Genomic DNA, 16,576 nt, shown 5'->3' with positions numbered 1-16,576 from the left:
CAAGGCATGAAGATATAACGATTCATTATGGCTGCTATGCCTTTTCCCCATAATCCACGTTCCAGAGGAACAGCCCCTGGGCCGGAACCAGCGGGCCTGCCAGGCTCCTGTCGCGGGCCGAAAGCAGGGATTCCATGTCCTCCGGCTTCCGTTTGCCGAGGCCAACCTCCAAAAGCGTCCCCGTCAGAATCCTTACCATATTATAGAGAAAACCATTTCCCGTGTACCAGAAAAGCAGGCGGCTCCCCTGCTCCTCGATCCGGATGGATTCCAGCTTCCTGACCGTGGACTTTTTCATCCTCTTATTGGCGCAGAAGCTCATGAAATCATGCTCGCCCAAAAGATAGTCGGCGGCGCGCCGCATGGCCTCCGGATCCGGCCGCATTCCCAGGCCGTACACATATTTCCGCTCAAACACATCCCGCTTCGGAGCCGTCTCAACCACATAGAGGTATGTCTTTTTCTTCGCATTCAGGCGGCTGTGGAACCGCTCCGGCATTTCTTTTGCTGACAGGACGCGGATGTCCTCGGGCAGGTACCTGTTCAAATAGGAAACGGCGTCCGCAGGCTCTTTGCACACGGCTCCATCTATATGGAAATTGGCCGTCTGGCCTTTCGCGTGGACGCCGGCGTCTGTCCGTCCGGAGCCGGAGACCTCCACCGGCTCCCCGGCCCATTTTTCCAGCACTTCTTCGATTTTTCCCTGGATCGTATTCTTCGTATTGCCCTGCTTCTGCCAGCCGTCATAGCGGCTCCCGTCATACTCCAGGACAATCATGATATTTTTCTTCATCACAAACTCCCGCCCTACGGCCCGATGGTGATCGGCACGCCGATGGGACATTTTTCCCAGAGAATATCCATGACGCTGTTGTCGACGGCGATGCAGCCGGCTGTCCCCGTTCCCGGCGTCCGGTCGCCGTGGATCTCAATCACGCCGCCAAGCGCCGTATCCCACGGCGGCTGCTGCTTGTTGTTGATGGCGTCGATGATGGCATCCCGCTCCTCGGCGGAAATCAGTCCCGCCGCATAGCCGCGCTCGGCATCCTCGATGTTGGGATAGGACACGCCAAGCCCCAGATAATACCGGCTCCACTCGTTTCTCGTGCAGACATAAAACTCACCGATGGGCGTCCTCTGGTCGCCTTCCTTGACCTTATCGTCCACCTCCGACTGGCGCCCCACCTCGGCATCGTAAACGCCGATGACCTGGCCGTTTTCCGTAAGCGTCAGGGTGTGATACAGCATACTCACATAGATCTGTACATCCGGCAGTTCCTCTGCCGCCGTCTCAAAGCCCGGCCCGATCGCATCGGCCGCCGCAGATGTCAGGCACGCCCCGGCCGCAAACGCCGCCGTCATGGCCGCCAGCAAAAATCGTTTCCATTTTCTCATGTATTTCACTCCCTCTTTCCAAAAAAGAAGACGTTTGTTCCAGTTCCCAGTATAGTAAAGAATACCTCGTCTGTCAAATGCTGTCTTCCTTCCGCCAGAATCTTCCAAGGAACACGAGAAGCTCATGGGCCGCCATGGGCGCCGCCGCCAGGATTAAAAGCTCCCGCCATTCTCCCGCCGAGAGACGGACGGTCTGAAAGACTGATACCAAATACGGTACCTCTGTGACAGCCATCTGAAGCAGGATGCCGATTATAAAAGCCGCAATCATCAGGCCGTTTTCCAGGGGATTCATCCGGAACACGCTGCGCCCCACGTCGCGCATGCCGACGGCATGGAAAAGCTGCGAAAGCCCCAGCACCGTGAAGGCATACGTCTGGCATCTGGAAAGAAGGCCGGCATCCCCCAAAACAGCGATCAGGTTTTGTACCGTGATCTCCTGGCCGGCAGAGGCCAGAAGGGAAATCGGAAGCCGTAGAAACGCGCAGAGGCTGATGGCCGCAATCAGGAAGCCGTAAAACACCGTGCAGGACAGGCCGCCGCGGGAAAACAGGCTTTCCGACTCCTTCCTCGGCGGCTCTTCCATCAGGGCCGCCCCGTCGTTCACGTCCGTCCCCAAAGCAAGCGCCGGCAGGGAATCCGTAATCAGGTTGATCCAGAGGATGTGGCTGGCCTTTAAAGGCGCCGGAAACCTCAGGAGAATGGCTGCAAACATCGTCATGATCTCCCCGAAATTGGAGGACAGCAGGAAAATCACCGACTTTTTGATGTTCTCATAAATCCCGCGGCCTTCCTCGATGGCCTTTTCGATGGTGGCGAAGTTGTCGTCGGTCAGCACCAGATCGGCCGCCTGCTTTGCCACGTCGGTGCCGCTCTTTCCCATGGCGATTCCCACGTCGGCTGCCTTTAAGGACGGGGCATCGTTGACGCCGTCCCCGGTCATGGCGACGATATTTCCGAGGCTCTTAAAAGCCCTCACAATCCGCACCTTGTGATCCGAGGAAACGCGGGCAAAGACGTTCACCTCCGGGATCCTGCGCGCAAGCGCTTCGTCGTCCGCCTGGTCGATCTCCGCCCCTGTCATGCACTGGGAGGCGTGTTCTGCAATCTTTAGCTTCCTTGCTACGGCAAGGGCCGTCTCCTTGTGATCGCCGGTAATCATTACCGTCCGCACATGGGCCTTTTTAAACATCTCCACAGCCTCCGGCACTTCGGGCCGCGGTGGGTCTGCCATGCCGGCAAGGCCTAAAAACACCAGATCAGTCTCTCCCCGCCCGTCCCCGTCGCTCATGGCTGCACCAAGAACGCGGAGCGCCCGCCCGGAAAGCGCCTCGGTCTCCTTTAAAAACTTCCTCATCTGGTACTCGCCCATGGGCTTTTTTTCGCCGCGTTCCAGATAGCAGCTGCAATTTTTTAAAATCACGTCAGGCGCGCCTTTTGTGAAGCTGACGGTTTTCCCGTCCTTTTTATGTACGGTTGTCATCATTTTCCGCTCGGAATCAAAGGGCCTGGACGCCGTCCGCGGATACTCTTTCTCCAGTTTCGCCTTCTCTGCGCCGTGGTTTTTTCCATATTCCAAAAGCGCCAGCTCCGTCGGGTCGCCGAGCCGCCTTTTTCCGGAAATCTCCCCGTCGTTGCAGAGCACAAAGGCGGCCGTAAGGAGCCGGCTTTCCCCGCCCCGTCCCAGGATGTTTTCGGCGCTCTCCCAGACCTCCGCCTGCATCTGGTTTTTCGTCAAGGTTCCCGTTTTATCGGAGCAGACCACATTCACGGCTCCCAAAGTCTCCACCGACGGGAGCCGCCTGACGATGGTGTTGACCTTTACCATGCGGGACACGGAAAGCGCCAGGACAATCGTCACGATGGCCGGAAGTCCCTCGGGCACTGCCGCCACTGCCAGGGAAATGGCTGTGATGAACATCTCGCCTGCGTCCCTGTGCTGGAAAAGAGCGGCCGCAAACAGGACGGCGCACAGCCCCACGGCCAACAGGCTTAAAAGCGTCCCCAGATCGCCGAGCCGCTTCTGGAGCGGCGTCGCCTCCACCGGAGCCTCGTGAATTAACTTTGCAATCCGGCCGATCTCTGTGTCCATGCCGGTGGCTGCCACAAGGCCCTCGCCGCGGCCGGAAGTCACGTTGGACGACATGTAGGCCATGTTTTTGCAGTCACCCGGCGTCAGCGGCTTTTCCGCAAAAAATCCGGCGTCCTTATGAACCGGCACCGATTCCCCGGTCAGGGCCGATTCCTCGATATGCAGGTTTTCCGAGCGCACAAGCCGCAGATCTGCCGGCACCTGGCGGCCGGCGTCCAAAATCACCAGGTCGCCGGGAACAAGGCCTGCCGCGTCGATTTCCCTGTTTTCCCCGTCCCTGCGGACAACGGCCTTTAACCGTGTCATCTGCTTTAAAGCCTCCAGGGCTTTCTGGGCCTTTCCCTCCTGCAAAAGCCCCACGGTGCCGTTTAAGCAGACCACAGCCGCAATGATGGCCGCGTCGCCGTATTCTCCCAAAAGGATAGAAACGGCGCCGGCTGCCGCCAGGACATAGATGAGCGGATCCATGAACTGCTCCAGAATCCGCTTATAAAGCGGCTTTTTTTCATGGCGCTCCAGCTCATTGGGGCCATGCTCCGAAAACCGCCGCCTGGCCTCTTCTTCCGTAAGCCCGCCGGGATCCCCGGCCTTTAAAAGACGTTTTGTCTCCGCAATCGTTTTCTGTTCAAACAAAAAATCCCCTCCGATCCTCTTTCGCCTGTTGCCAGTCTATGAGGACACGCGGGGATTTATGCCGCAGGGAAAAGGCCGGGCGGAAGCCCCAAAGAGCCTCCGCCCGGATTTTTTCCTATTCGTAAATCGGATACTTTTTGCAGATACCTTCCACGACACCACGGATCTCGTCCGCCTTATTTTCAAAGTCTGTGGCTGCCAGCCAGATGCAGTGAGCCACGTCGCTCATGTCGCTCTCCACAAGGCCCCTCGTCGTGACGGCCGGTGTGCCGATACGGACGCCGGAGGTGACAAACGGGCTCCGCGGATCGTTTGGAACCGTGTTCTTATTGAGAGTAATATATACCTCGTCACAGCGGTTCTGGAGCTCTTTTCCGGAAATGTCCATGCCTCTTAAATCCAGAAGCATCAGGTGGTTGTCGGTGCCGCCGGTGAGAACCTTGAAGCCCTCCTTCTGGAGTGCGGCAGCCAGCGCGGCGGCGTTCTTTATTACCTGCTCCTGATATGCCTTAAACTCCGGCTTTAAGGCCTCGCCGAAGCAGATGGCCTTGGCGGCGATCACATGCTCTAAGGGGCCGCCCTGGCTTCCCGGGAAGATGGCCTTATTGAAATTAAACTTCTCGTTGGCTTCTTTATTTGCGAGGATCATGCCGCCTCTCGGACCCCGCAAGGTCTTGTGGGTCGTCGTCGTCACCACGTCGGCATAGGGGATCGGGCTCGGATGCAGTCCTGCGGCCACCAGTCCTGCAATGTGGGCCATGTCCACCATCAGGTACGCGCCGCACTTGTCCGCCACCTCGCGGAACCGTTTAAAGTCGATGGTGCGGCAGTAGGCGCTGGCGCCTGCGATGATGAGCTTCGGCTTCGCCTCCATGGCCTTTTTCTCCAGCTCGTCATAGTCGATGTAGCCCTCGTCGTTGACGCCGTAGGGAACAATGTTGAAATAGAGGCCGGAAAAGTTCACAGGGCTTCCGTGGGTCAGGTGCCCGCCGTGATCCAGGTTCATGCCCATGACCGTATCGCCAGGCTTTAACATGGCGATAAAGACGGCCATGTTGGCCTGTGCGCCGGAATGGGGCTGTACGTTGGCATAGTCGCAGCCAAACAGCTTCTTTGCCCGCTCAATGGCCAGGTTCTCGATCACATCCACATTTTCGCAGCCGCCGTAATACCTTTTCCCCGGATACCCCTCTGCGTACTTGTTGGTGAGAACCGTCCCCATCGCCATCATGACGGCTTCCGACACGATGTTTTCGGATGCGATCAGCTCCAGATTCCGCCTCTGTCTCGCACATTCCTTTTCGATGAGCGATCCGACCTCCCTGTCATACTCCGTGAGAAACTTCATAACCTCGTTTACCATGCAGTACCCCTCCTATTTTATTTTGTAGTTTTTTATAACAGCCTGCAAAGTCCGGGTGCCATTGTACTCATTCACATCGGGATAATATACAATGTCGATCCGGTTCCTGCCGGCAAGTTCTCTCTCAAATTCCGGCCCGTCCGCAAACAAAAGCCCGTCCATGGAAAGCCCGTTTTCTGTCACAAGGCTCATTTTCACCAGATTTTTGTTTTTTCCCAGGACACGGACGGAGCGGATCAGAAGATCCTTCTGGGCAAACTGGGGCTTTTCATTGCCCTGCCCGAAGGGCTCCAGCCCTTTTAACTCGCTCACAAGCCCCTCACTCACATAGTCTAAGGGCATCGGCACGTCAATCCAGATCCGCGGTATGAAATCCTCGTCTGTGAGCGCCGCGTTTTCATTGAGCCTCCGTCTGAACTCGTCAATGTCCTTTTCCTCTATGGAAAGTCCCGCCGCCATGGGGTGCCCGCCGAATTTCGGCAGCAGATCCGCCACCTCGCAGAGCGACTGGAACATGTGGTATTTCTCGATGGAACGGCCGGAGCCCTTGGCTGTCGTCTCGCCGCGGGTCAGGACGATGGACGGCTTATGGAAATGTTCCCGCACGCGCCCGGCGATGATCCCGGCCAGGGATTCATGGCAGTCCGGCAGGAACACCACGAGAACTTTATCATCCGCGTAACACTCTTCCACCTGGCGGATGGCCTCCTCCTCGCCGCGGCGCGTCATGTCTTTTCTCATGTCATTTAATGCCTTTAGCTCTTCGGCCAGCTGATCCGCCTCCGCCTCGTCCTCCGAAAGCAGAAGCCGCAAAGCCAGCTTCGCCGTCTGGAGCCGCCCGCCTGCGTTAAGGCACGGGCCGATGACAAAGCCGATATGGTAGGCGCTGATGGAAGAAAGGTCAAGGCCGTTCTTTTCCGCCAGCTTCTTAAGGCCCAGGTTCCTCGTCTCTGCCATCCGCCTGAGGCCGTATTTTACCACCAGCCGGTTTTCGTCCTGGAGCCGCATCACATCGCCGACCGTGGCGACGGCCGCAAACTCCAAAAGCTCCTCCCATTCCCGCTTCGGGATCCCGAAGAGTTCATAGAGCACCTGCACCAGCTTATAGGCCACCAGGCCGCCGCAGATTTCATGGAACGGATACGTTTCGCCGTCCTGTTTCGGATTCACGACGGCATCCGCCGGCGGGAGCACCTGGCGCTCCCCATCCACGGGGACTTCATGGTGGTCGGTGACAATAACCGTCATCCCCAGCTCCTTTGCAAGGGCAATCTCTTTTGATGCCGCAATTCCGTTGTCACAGGTCAAAAGCGTGTCAACGCCGTCCGCGGCCGCCTGGCGGATGATGGACTCGTTGATGCCGTAGCCGTCCCGGATCCGGTCAGGGATTTCATAATCCACGGCCGCAGGAACCGCCGCCGTCCGCTTAAGGCCTGTCAAAAGAAGGAAGGTAGAGCAGACGCCGTCGATGTCGTAATCGCCGATGATCCGGATCCGGCGGCCGCCCATAAGCTTTTCCTTTAAAAGCGCCGCAGCCGCGTCCATGTTTTTCATCAGGTGGGGGGAGTAAAAGTCCTCCGGCGTCCCGTAAAGGTACCGGCGCATATCGTCCTCCGTCTCCATCCCGCGGTTTCTCATGATCCGGACCGAGACCGGACTTACGCCGAGCTTTTCTGAAAGCCCGGAAAAATCCGCCCGCTTCGTCTGCACCATCCAGATTTCCTTTTGTGTATTCATATTTTCGTTGGTTCCTTCTGTCGTTTCTTCTGTTTTTCTGTCACGGCCGCCCTAGTATCCAGATCCGTTTTGCCGCAGCCAGCGCCGCCGTTCCTTATAGTCGGGGATTTCGTTTTCCACCAGGCGCCAAAACCTGTCGCTGTGGTTCATCTCCAGCCGGTGAGCCAGCTCATGAACGGCCAGATAGTCCTGGATTTCCTCCGGCATCAGCGCCAGTTTCCAGTTGAAATTCAGATTTCCCCGGCTGCTGCAGCTTCCCCATCTCGTCTTCTGTTCCCGGATGGAGATCCGGTTATAGGTAACGCCCATCCTGGGCGCAAAATACCGGCACTTTTCTTCAAAAATCCGCCTTGCCGCCGCACGTCCGGCAGCTTCTTCCTCGCTTGTGTACGTCCGTTTTTTGGCCTGGACAGCCGCAAGGCGCTTCCTCTGGCTCTCGATCCAGTCCCGGTGTCCGGCCACAAAGCGGTCCGCCTCTGAAAGCGGGAGCCGGTACGGCGCGCGGACGACAGGGACGCCGTCCTCCGCCACGCGGAGCGACATGGTCTTCTGCCTTGCACGGATCAGGCGGTAGGAAATATCTCCTGATTTTCTGTTCTGCATTGTCGTTTCCCTCTGTTCTTATCTTATCATATTTCTGTGGATTTTCAAGCGGCGGGAGAATTTTCAGAAAAAAGGCGTGAAGACGATTTTCTTGTGATCTGTTTCGGCGTATCCATCTTTACTCACGTTTTTTGGCATGTTATAATGAATTTAACATTTAACAGGCAGTGTAAAACGAATGATTTTTACTCTGCCTCAACAGAAACGGGGGTAATTTCATGAAAAAACAGCTTTTTCTTGCGGCTCTGTCTGCATTTCTTCTGTTTCCTCAATCTGCATTTGGAGCAGCGAGCCTCACAGGGGACGGCTCTGCATCCTCGCCCTGGCAGATCGGAAATCAGCAGGAGCTTCAGCAAGCCCTGGACAACATTTCAGACACCGGAGGCAGCGGAGAATATTTCTTAATCACCGATGATATTCACCTCTCCACGCCGTTAAAAGTCGATGTCCTCTCTTTTGAAGGTTTCCTTGACGGCGGGGGCAATACAATCTACAACCTGGAATCCGTTACCACAAACACAAGCGGTGGCACGGGCGACGAAGCAAAGCGTTCTATTTTTGATGAAAACCATGGCACAATCCAAAACCTGACTCTCCAGGCCAGCTCCTCATACAGGGGCAGCAGCTCCAATCTTCACAGCCTTCTTGTGAACAGCAACTGGGGCACCATCGAAAACTGTTCTGTTTTCGGTAATCTAACCCTCGGCTCTCTCAACGGAAACTTCGGCATGCTGGCAGGCGTCAGCCATGGCAGCATCAAAAATTGCAGCGTTTCCGGTCAGATAACCGTCACCTCTCTTTATAACGGCTTCAGCGGATATGTTGGGGGAATCGCAGGCGGCAATGCAGGAACCATTTCCAACTGCCGTTCCAGTGTCAATGTCAAAGCAGATTATAACGTCAGCGCCAAAAGCGCTTCTAACTTTTTTGCAGGCGGCATTGCCGGGCGTAATGCCCGAAACGATGACGAGGGACTCCTGGGGCTTATTGAAAATTGTCAGGCGGATACCTTCATCCTGATTACCGCAGACGCTCCTTCTTCATGGTCTCCTTACAATACCCCCGCCCCAACCATTGGTGCAGGCGGAATCACCGGACTTAATGCCGCTTCCTGCACGGTCACTGGATGTACGGTTTCCGGCTCTCTGCTGGCAAGCAGTTATTTCCCGCCAAAGGAAATGAGCCTGAATGGAATCAGCGGCAGTGCCCTGGGGATTGAATCCGCAAACACAAATAACATCGGCAGCGATGCTGTCAGCGGTACCAGCGGAGAAGCTTCCACAGACGTCTTAAGCGCCACCCCTATCCAGAATCTAGCGCCTGACGGCAGGTCTAACTGCATCATCTGCGGGAACTCCGGCTGGGTAGACTGCTATATTTGCCACGGTTCCGGCGAAGCCATTACCGGGAACTTTCTGGAAAACTGGGTTGGCAAAGATACCTGCGGATATTGCCACGGCGCCGGCAAGAAAAGATGTGTCTGCGGCCGTTAGCATTTCATCTGCCCTTTCCAAGCCAAAACGGATATCCAAATTTATAATTTGCAGCTGACAAAAAGCGGCGCACCCTTTATTCAAGGACAGCGCCGCTTTTTCATTCTTACTGTTCTATGAATCTAAGCATATATAATGCAAAAACGGCGTGTACTGCATTTTTGCAATACACACCGCTCTTCAGCGCGCCAGAGAAGATTCGAACTCCCGACACTACGGTCCGTAGCCGTATGCTCTATCCAGCTGAGCTACTGACGCACATTTCGTGGGTGGCAGGTAACTGTCGCTCACTCAACAGGATAGATTTTACCTCAGATTTCCCAATCTGTCAACTGGATTTTTAAATTTTTTCCATTCTTTCTGCACTTTCCTCTGTCTTCGCCTTTTTCCTCCTGTTTTTATGCCGCGGTCTCTTCCTGCTGCCGCCGTCGGAAGCCTCTTTTTCCGGAGTCTTTATACCGTCTGCCGCCACACTCTCGCGGGCCTTCCCAGTTTTTTCATTCTCCCGCTGCTTCTTTTTTCCGCCTCCTGCTGGCACAGGTTCCTGTTTTTTCTCTTTTTTCTTTTTTCCGGAGACAGGCGCTTCCTCTGCTGTACGCTTCTGATTTCCTGCCTGGGTCTCTCCTGTTTCTTTCTTTTTGCGTGATGTGCCTGCTCCGGCTTCCGTCTTTTTCGGCTTTCCGCCGCTGTCCGTTCTTCCCTTCTTCCCCTCTTTTGAGAACGTCTCTTCCGTTTTTTTCTGTTTTCCATCCGGCGCAGTCCCGGCCTTTTTCTTTCGCCTTCTCTGTCCAGCCGTCTTTCCGGTGCTCTCTGCCGTTACGGAAACATCTGCCCCGGCTCTTTTTGCACCCATACGGGCGGAAAAATGTCCACGCACCACGTTTTTATCCGGCACTGCTTCACCAGCCGCCTCCAGCCGCTCCTTCGAGATGGCTCCCGACCAGATTAACGCCTTTTTCGCGCAGACAGGCCCCACCAGCTCATAAAGCACGGAAGACGACAAAATAACCGTCAGCACAAGCTCTCCTGCCTCCGGCGGAAGAAGCCGCCTTCCAAGGAAAGCAAGGCCGATGGCGACGCCTGCCTGCGGCACCAGCGCAAGTCCCATGTACCGGCAGATTTCCGGACTTTTTCCCGCCAGACGGCAGCTCACAAACGTCCCAAGGTATTTTCCGGCGATCCGCACAAAGAAATACGCCACGCCGATGGCGCCCACCGCCCGGAACGAGGTGAGATCGAGATTCATTCCCGATACAATGAAAAAGATGGACATGACCGGCGGCGTAAAGTGGGAAATCTGCCGGTACAGCTTCTTATCCTTTGTCAGATTGATGTACACGGCGCCGAACACCATGCAGGACAAAAGCGGCGAAATATCAACGGCAGCACAGAGCCCGGACAGGCCGCAGAGCATGGCAATCACCAGGATCAGCCGGTTATCCCGGCTCCTCTGGGGCGTCAAAAGCCGGCTTAAAATCACGCCGCAGCCGGCTCCCATGGCGATGGCCGCCAGGTTCCAGACAATTGGAAGCACCACCGAAGCCACGGAAAGTGCCCCGTCGGCGCGGCCGGATACCCAGGCTGAGACGACGCTGAAAGTCAGAAGGCAGACTACATCGTCCAGAGCCACAATCTGAAGGAGCATCCGCACCATTTCTCCCCTGGCCTTGTACTGGCCGATGGTCATCATGGTGCTGGCCGGTGCCGTCGCTGTGGCAATGGCGCCTAAGATCAGTGAAAAGTCCCAGGAAAGGCCAAACAGGAAATGGAGCACCAGGGTCACAAGCGCGCCTGCCGCCAATGCCTCACTGACCGTAATCCACACGATTTCCCGGCCGGTTCGCCGCAGTGCATCCTTTTTAAAGAATTTTCCGACGCCAAAGGCGATGAACGCCAGGGCAATATCACTGACGAAGCCCATCCGGTCCACGATGCCGCCCGGCACAAGATGCAGGACGCAGGGGCCGATCACAATGCCGGCAATGATATAGCCGCTGACGCGCGGCATCCGCAGCACATTCGTAAGCCTTGTAATCAGGAACCCCGACATCAGGATCACAAACAAGGTCAGAAGCACAGCCGTATTGTCATTAAACTGTCCCCAAATCCTCTCCATACTTCGCCCTCCCATCTTTCGTTTCTGCCAGAACCTCCCGTGATATGCAAAGATCCCGCTAAGATTCCTTCTATCATACTCCTCTTTTTCTGTTTTGAAAACACCCTTTCGTAATTTTTATCAAAAAATTATAATTTTATATCGAAATACTGTACAAAATATACATATCTTATTGGGTGGATAAGGAGAGAAGGCGGCTGCGCTGCAAAACTTCGTCGAAGGGAGACTACTGATCTTTCTTAAAATACTCGACTGCCATCAAAAGGATCCCCAAAATTATGGCCGCGGCAGAAATGCCGAACCATACCATAAGATCCGCTTCCGCTATCTGGGTTAATAGCTTTCCGGGAGGAGTTGTCCACCCGCTTACAGCATAATCGTTTGCGGATATGATAACAGCCAGCATCCAAATACTTCCAATCAGCGAAATAAATCCTCCGATCATTGCTCGTTTCAAGAATAACACCTCCGTCTTAAATTTTTTTGCTCTGGTAATTCCGATTGATTATTCTATTTTTTCATCACCGCTTTTAAAATGCAAATTCCCATGGCCAGTATAGGGAAGAGTATTCTAAAAGACAGAAATCCGACAGGTTCCCCAAAATCAATGTTGGCATCCAAAATCACCCCGATAAACCACGCGCATAAGGTTGCCGTGACGGCAGACAGATAGACCGCGCCGCTTCCTTTTAAATTGGAAATCAGAAGAACCATCAGGGCCGTAAACATGGCGAACAAAAGAATCGTGAATACAAATCCATCCATTTTAATCTCTCTCTTTCATAACTGTTTCCTGTATGTACAGTGTGGCAGAACTGTTAGGGGGCTTTCGTTCCCGTTTCACTAAGCCATACTCAACAATCTTACTTCAGGTCTCTTTTTCTATTTTCGAATCCGATGTGAGCTGACAAGAGTCCCTTCTGGCTACATTCCCATTACACATAATCGCACTTCTTTTTTCTCTGCAATTTCTCTTTTTAATTGGAAACATTTTTATTTCCTAATTCTTCATCAGGCTTACTCCGATGCTGCAAATATAACATCCCCAATTCTGTTTCTAATAGCCGTTGGTAATTCGGAAAAAGATCATCAATTATTAATCGTTTCAACTGATTTACTTTTTCTGGATTGTTATCAGAAATGAATCTCTCTCCATAAGTCGATATTATCAATATTCCTTCAACAAACGCTTTCGCATTATTACTAAACATAAGCTGGACGCCAAAAATAGAGCCGTTTTTATTATGCCTTTTATCTCTTGCGCTCATATAATATTTATTATTTTCAGCCATTTCTTTTTTATCATGGCTCTGTCACAACAAATGGTTGATTTTTGACGAGAAATAGCGTATAATAATAGTAAGAAACAGTACCACCGAAGGAGGTAATTGGATATGCCTACTATCAAAGACGCATTAGATATTATCGGTAAGTTGACTGTCGCAGAGCAGGAAAGCCTTAAAACAATGCTTTTAAGTCCTGCCTTTGTAAAGTCTTTGAATATTGAAGATTTCGTAGCAAAGGAACGCTTTGCAAATGGTCGTGTATGCCCTCTTTGTGGCTGTATCCATGTGGTTCGCAATGGTCATCGTAAAGATGGCACACAGCGATATGTATGTAAGGATTGTGGCAAGTCCTTCGTGATTGCTACGAACTCCATTGTGTCTGGTACAAGAAAAGACTTGTCCGTGTGGGAGCAGTACATTGATTGTATGATGAATGGCTTATCCATTCGTAAGACTGCTGTTGCTTGTGGGATTCACAGAAACACCGCATTCCTTTGGAGACACAAGATTTTGGATGCACTTCAGAATATGGCAGACGATGTTACCCTTGACGGCATTATTGAGGCTGACGAAACTTTTTTCGCCATCTCGTACAAGGGCAATCATAGCAAGAGTAAGACATTTGCTATGCCACGCAAGGCTCATAAGCGTGGTCATTCTACACATATCAGAGGCTTGTCCCAAGAAAAGGTATGTGTTCCTTGTGCGGTTAATAGGAATGGCTTGTCTATCTCCAAGATTACGAATACTGGTAGAGTTTCTACAAGAGATTTACATCATATTTATGATGGTAGGATTAAGACCAATTCCACTCTTGTTACGGACAAGATGAACTCCTATGTGAGATTTACAAATGCCAATAGCATTGACCTTGTGCAGTTAAAGACTGGCAAAGCCAAGAAAGGCATTTATAATATCCAACATATCAATAGCTACCATAGCCAGCTAAAGAGGTTTATGCGTGGCTTTAACGGTGTTTCTACCAAGTATCTGAACAACTATCTTGTGTGGAATAACCTTGTAAATTACGCCAAAGAAAGCGACATGGAGAAAAGGAACATCTTCTTAACTTTCGTTTTGGCAACATTGAAAACTGCTAAATGCAGAGATTTATCAAACAGACCAGCAGTTCCTCTGGTCGCCTAATTAGAATTTGTGGAGATGATAAGATGGTCAATATAACAGATGTAAAACAGATTCTTCAATTTGCAATAGATGCGGAGATTAAAGTCTTTCTTGATGGTGGCTGGGGTGTAGATGCTCTTCTTGGATATCAGTCAAGAGCCCATAATGATATTGACATTTTTGTAGAAAAGAACGATTATCAGAACTTTATAGAAATAATGAAAGCTAATGGCTTTTATGAGATTAAGATGGAATATACAACATTGAACCATACTGTATGGGAAGATTTGAAAAACAGAATTATTGATTTGCATTGTTTTGAATATACGGACGAAGGTGAAATTCTTTATGATGGGGATTGTTTTCCGGTAGAAACTTTTTCGGGTAAAGGAAGAATTGAGGAAATAGAGGTTTCCTGTATTGAACCATATAGTCAAGTAATGTTCCATCTGGGATACGAGTTTGATGAAAATGATGCACATGATGTGAAGTTATTGTGTGAGACACTTCATATCGAAATTCCAAATGAGTATAGATAACTGCAAATAACAGTTTATAGGGGAGTTCTGATACTCCCCTATAAAAATGGCTATTTATCAACTGTTTGTTGTGACATAGCCTTTATCATTATAAAATACAACCGTATCTTTTTCATTAATCAAAGTATAATATACTGTTTCTTCCGTATTAACAAACTCATCCAATGGCGTTTGCATTGTTTGTTCTTTGCCCACAATCCATCTCCACGGTTCTTTTTCCTTTCTATATTTATACCTATAAATAAACGATACTGAAATATATTCTTTGTTAATCTCTGTTATTTGAGAAATAACATTTTTAAATGAATTACATATCTCTACAATATACTCATGGATATTATATGGTATTACTTTTTCTGGTAAAGAAAAATCTTGCCTATATGAACAATTAACTATGTAATTTCGTTTTCTCTCATTCAATTCGTAAACATTTGAATACGCATCTCTCGCAATTTTATTTCTAAATTCTACCATTTGATCCTGCTTTTGTTTTTCATTTAATAAATAAATGAAAAACAAATCAATTGCCGCAAAAAATACAACTGCTATAACTTGTACACTTTTAGAAATATACTCGGGCGGTACTTCAAATAGAAATGGTAATAAAAAAGGAACAACTGTTTGAATAAAAAAGATAAAAACTTTCCTTCCTTGCATTCTTCGCATTTTGCTTCTGGCATTCATACCTTACCTCCTTATAAAATGTATTTATTGAACATCATTAACTCTCTGTATTCTCTGGCTTTTCTCCAATCACTGTTTTTTCTTACGCAAAAACTATCAATAGCCATACATTCACACAGCAAAGTGGAACAATAACTAACATTATATATCCTTCCACCTATTAAAATTTTCTTTTCACGAATAGAGGCACTTGTGCTGCCCAATCCCCCGGTTCTATTCTGTCCTCCCAGCCCATTTGGCCGCAAGATTTCAGATAAACAGAACGAGCTCATCCTAAATAGCACTCCCTTTTTCATTTGCAAATGTCCTTCCGGAGCCGGTGACGCCCAGTAATGCTTCCCTTGATTTCAGCTTCATTTCATACATTTTCTGATCCACCTCATGCATTAAAAAGTCTGCGTCCTCAAAAGGCGGACGGCACGCGATGGCCCCTATGCTGACCTGATTAAAGGGACACGGCGCTCCCTGTTCCCAGCTTCGGCATGCCTGAAGCTCCTCGATCTTGTCCTCTGGGATATCTCCCGGGCAAAGCACAACAAATTCGTCTCCCCCAAACCGATATGCCTTTCCGCTGCCCCGAAAAACGTCCCCGCAGATATCTGCAAAATGCCGCAGATACTGATCTCCCACAACATGCCCATAGGTATCGTTGACTTCTTTAAACCGGTCAAGATCCATAAAAAGAATGGAAAAAACTGCTTTTCCGCGCCTCAGCTCCTGCAAATCCTCAAACAGGCAAACGCGGTTTGCCAGTCCTGTGAGATCATCCCGCAGAGAAACCTGTTCTAATTTCCGGATCCGGACAGAGTCTGACACAATATGATAGATCATGACATACGAAAGAATCGTAGTTCCGAAAAAGAAACAGATTGCAAGAATTTTTGCCGGGCTTCCCGCTTCCGCCAAAAATACAACATTTAAAATAACGATGGTAGCCGACTGCAAAATACAGTTCAGATTAAAATACCGCACGCATTCTCTGTTGTAGTTTCCCAAATTTTCCAAAATGAAGATAAATTTTGGTATTGCCCATTTGAATAATGGATAAAGAGTCACTGCATAAATTCCCGTCTGGATCAGCAGCATATTCACATATAAATTTTCTTCTCCAAGCAGTCTGCTGATCTGGTATGCAGACACAAATGCAAACAGCGAATAGGCCCAGTTCATGCACATGATGATGAACATCCGGAAAATGCTGTTCTCATATAAAAGCGAAAGAGGAATCAGATACAGGAGTCCCAGAATCATCAGTTTTCCATTGCCATATTGGGGAAACAAAAGCAAAATGCTGCCAAAGAACAGCAGGCTGAAGGCCGCCAGTACCAAAAAATTCACGCTTCTTCTGTATTTTCTCCGGCAGAACCTCTCAACAGAAGCGATATTGACACATAGCATTTCAAGTACAATGAGAAGCCGAATAATAAGCATAAGTTTTTCTCCGCAAGTCTTTCTATTGGCGTTGGTTTTCGTTCAAATGAACCGGAATTAACTTAAATTCATATTCTGT

General features: G+C 50.7%; 15 protein-coding genes and 1 tRNA gene. 3 read left to right on the top strand and 13 right to left on the bottom strand.

The genetic code is table 11. The features are described from left to right. Positions 1–34: 34 nt before the first annotated feature. The 6 genes from truA to KE531_12575 form a co-directional block, all read right to left on the bottom strand. Entirely contained in the window at positions 35–793 is a 759-nt protein-coding gene (gene truA, locus KE531_12600) for a tRNA pseudouridine(38-40) synthase TruA (protein MBR9954440.1), read from the bottom strand. A 14-nt stretch (positions 794–807) separates the two neighbouring features. Then, entirely contained in the window at positions 808–1,362 is a 555-nt protein-coding gene (locus KE531_12595) for a L,D-transpeptidase (GenBank protein MBR9954439.1), read from the bottom strand. A 106-nt stretch (positions 1,363–1,468) separates the two neighbouring features. Next, positions 1,469–4,120, bottom strand: a complete 2,652-nt coding sequence (locus KE531_12590; GenBank protein MBR9954438.1) for a cation-translocating P-type ATPase — start codon at positions 4,118–4,120, stop codon at positions 1,469–1,471. Positions 4,121–4,235: 115 nt separating this feature from the next. After that, entirely contained in the window at positions 4,236–5,483 is a 1,248-nt protein-coding gene (locus KE531_12585) for a serine hydroxymethyltransferase (protein ID MBR9954437.1), read from the bottom strand. Positions 5,484–5,495: 12 nt separating this feature from the next. Beyond that, entirely contained in the window at positions 5,496–7,220 is a 1,725-nt protein-coding gene (gene recJ, locus KE531_12580) for a single-stranded-DNA-specific exonuclease RecJ (protein ID MBR9954436.1), read from the bottom strand. Between the two features lie 51 nt (positions 7,221–7,271). Next, complete coding sequence (locus KE531_12575; protein MBR9954435.1) at positions 7,272–7,763, bottom strand: M48 family metallopeptidase; 492 nt, start codon at positions 7,761–7,763, stop codon at positions 7,272–7,274. 278 nt (positions 7,764–8,041) lie between these two features. Here KE531_12575 and KE531_12570 point away from each other — a divergent pair, with 278 nt between their 5' ends. After that, positions 8,042–9,316, top strand: a complete 1,275-nt coding sequence (locus KE531_12570) for a hypothetical protein (GenBank protein MBR9954434.1) — start codon at positions 8,042–8,044, stop codon at positions 9,314–9,316. A gap of 184 nt (positions 9,317–9,500) precedes the next feature. Here KE531_12570 and KE531_12565 read toward each other — a convergent pair. The 5 genes from KE531_12565 to KE531_12545 all read right to left on the bottom strand — a co-directional run bounded on the left by KE531_12565 (position 9,501) and on the right by KE531_12545 (position 12,724). Continuing rightward, positions 9,501–9,574, bottom strand: a tRNA-Arg gene (locus tag KE531_12565). 82 nt (positions 9,575–9,656) lie between these two features. Then, positions 9,657–11,432 carry a cation:proton antiporter gene (locus KE531_12560; protein ID MBR9954433.1) on the bottom strand — a complete coding sequence of 592 codons (1,776 nt, stop codon included), beginning with the start codon at positions 11,430–11,432 and terminating at the stop codon, positions 9,657–9,659. Between the two features lie 226 nt (positions 11,433–11,658). Then, positions 11,659–11,898 carry a hypothetical protein gene (locus KE531_12555; GenBank protein MBR9954432.1) on the bottom strand — a complete coding sequence of 80 codons (240 nt, stop codon included), beginning with the start codon at positions 11,896–11,898 and terminating at the stop codon, positions 11,659–11,661. Positions 11,899–11,942: 44 nt separating this feature from the next. Next, entirely contained in the window at positions 11,943–12,197 is a 255-nt protein-coding gene (locus tag KE531_12550; GenBank protein ID MBR9954431.1) for a hypothetical protein, read from the bottom strand. Between the two features lie 212 nt (positions 12,198–12,409). Continuing rightward, positions 12,410–12,724, bottom strand: coding sequence for a hypothetical protein (locus KE531_12545; GenBank protein ID MBR9954430.1), 315 nt, complete (start codon positions 12,722–12,724; stop codon positions 12,410–12,412). Positions 12,725–12,826: 102 nt separating this feature from the next. Here KE531_12545 and KE531_12540 point away from each other — a divergent pair, with 102 nt between their 5' ends. Together KE531_12540 and lnu(C) are read left to right on the top strand one after the other, a co-directional pair. Further along, the gene (locus tag KE531_12540) at positions 12,827–13,864 is read left to right on the top strand and encodes an IS1595-like element ISSag10 family transposase (GenBank protein ID MBR9954429.1); all 1,038 of its coding nucleotides are present in this window, start codon (positions 12,827–12,829) and stop codon (positions 13,862–13,864) included. 23 nt (positions 13,865–13,887) lie between these two features. Further along, positions 13,888–14,382 (top strand): lincosamide nucleotidyltransferase Lnu(C), encoded by a 495-nt coding sequence (lnu(C), locus tag KE531_12535; GenBank protein MBR9954428.1) that lies wholly within the window; start codon positions 13,888–13,890, stop codon positions 14,380–14,382. 57 nt (positions 14,383–14,439) lie between these two features. Here lnu(C) and KE531_12530 read toward each other — a convergent pair whose 3' ends face one another. Further along, positions 14,440–15,066, bottom strand: a complete 627-nt coding sequence (locus KE531_12530; protein MBR9954427.1) for a hypothetical protein — start codon at positions 15,064–15,066, stop codon at positions 14,440–14,442. 273 nt (positions 15,067–15,339) lie between these two features. Continuing rightward, positions 15,340–16,497: a GGDEF domain-containing protein gene (locus tag KE531_12525; GenBank protein ID MBR9954426.1), complete on the bottom strand. Its 1,158-nt coding sequence runs from the start codon at positions 16,495–16,497 to the stop codon at positions 15,340–15,342. Positions 16,498–16,576: the final 79 nt, after the last annotated feature.

The organism is Eubacteriaceae bacterium Marseille-Q4139 (assembly GCA_018223415.1).
Lineage (GTDB): Bacteria > Bacillota > Clostridia > Lachnospirales > Lachnospiraceae > CABSIM01.
Note: the sequence above shows the minus strand (reverse complement) of the source record. Positions and strands in the feature narration are given on the sequence as shown.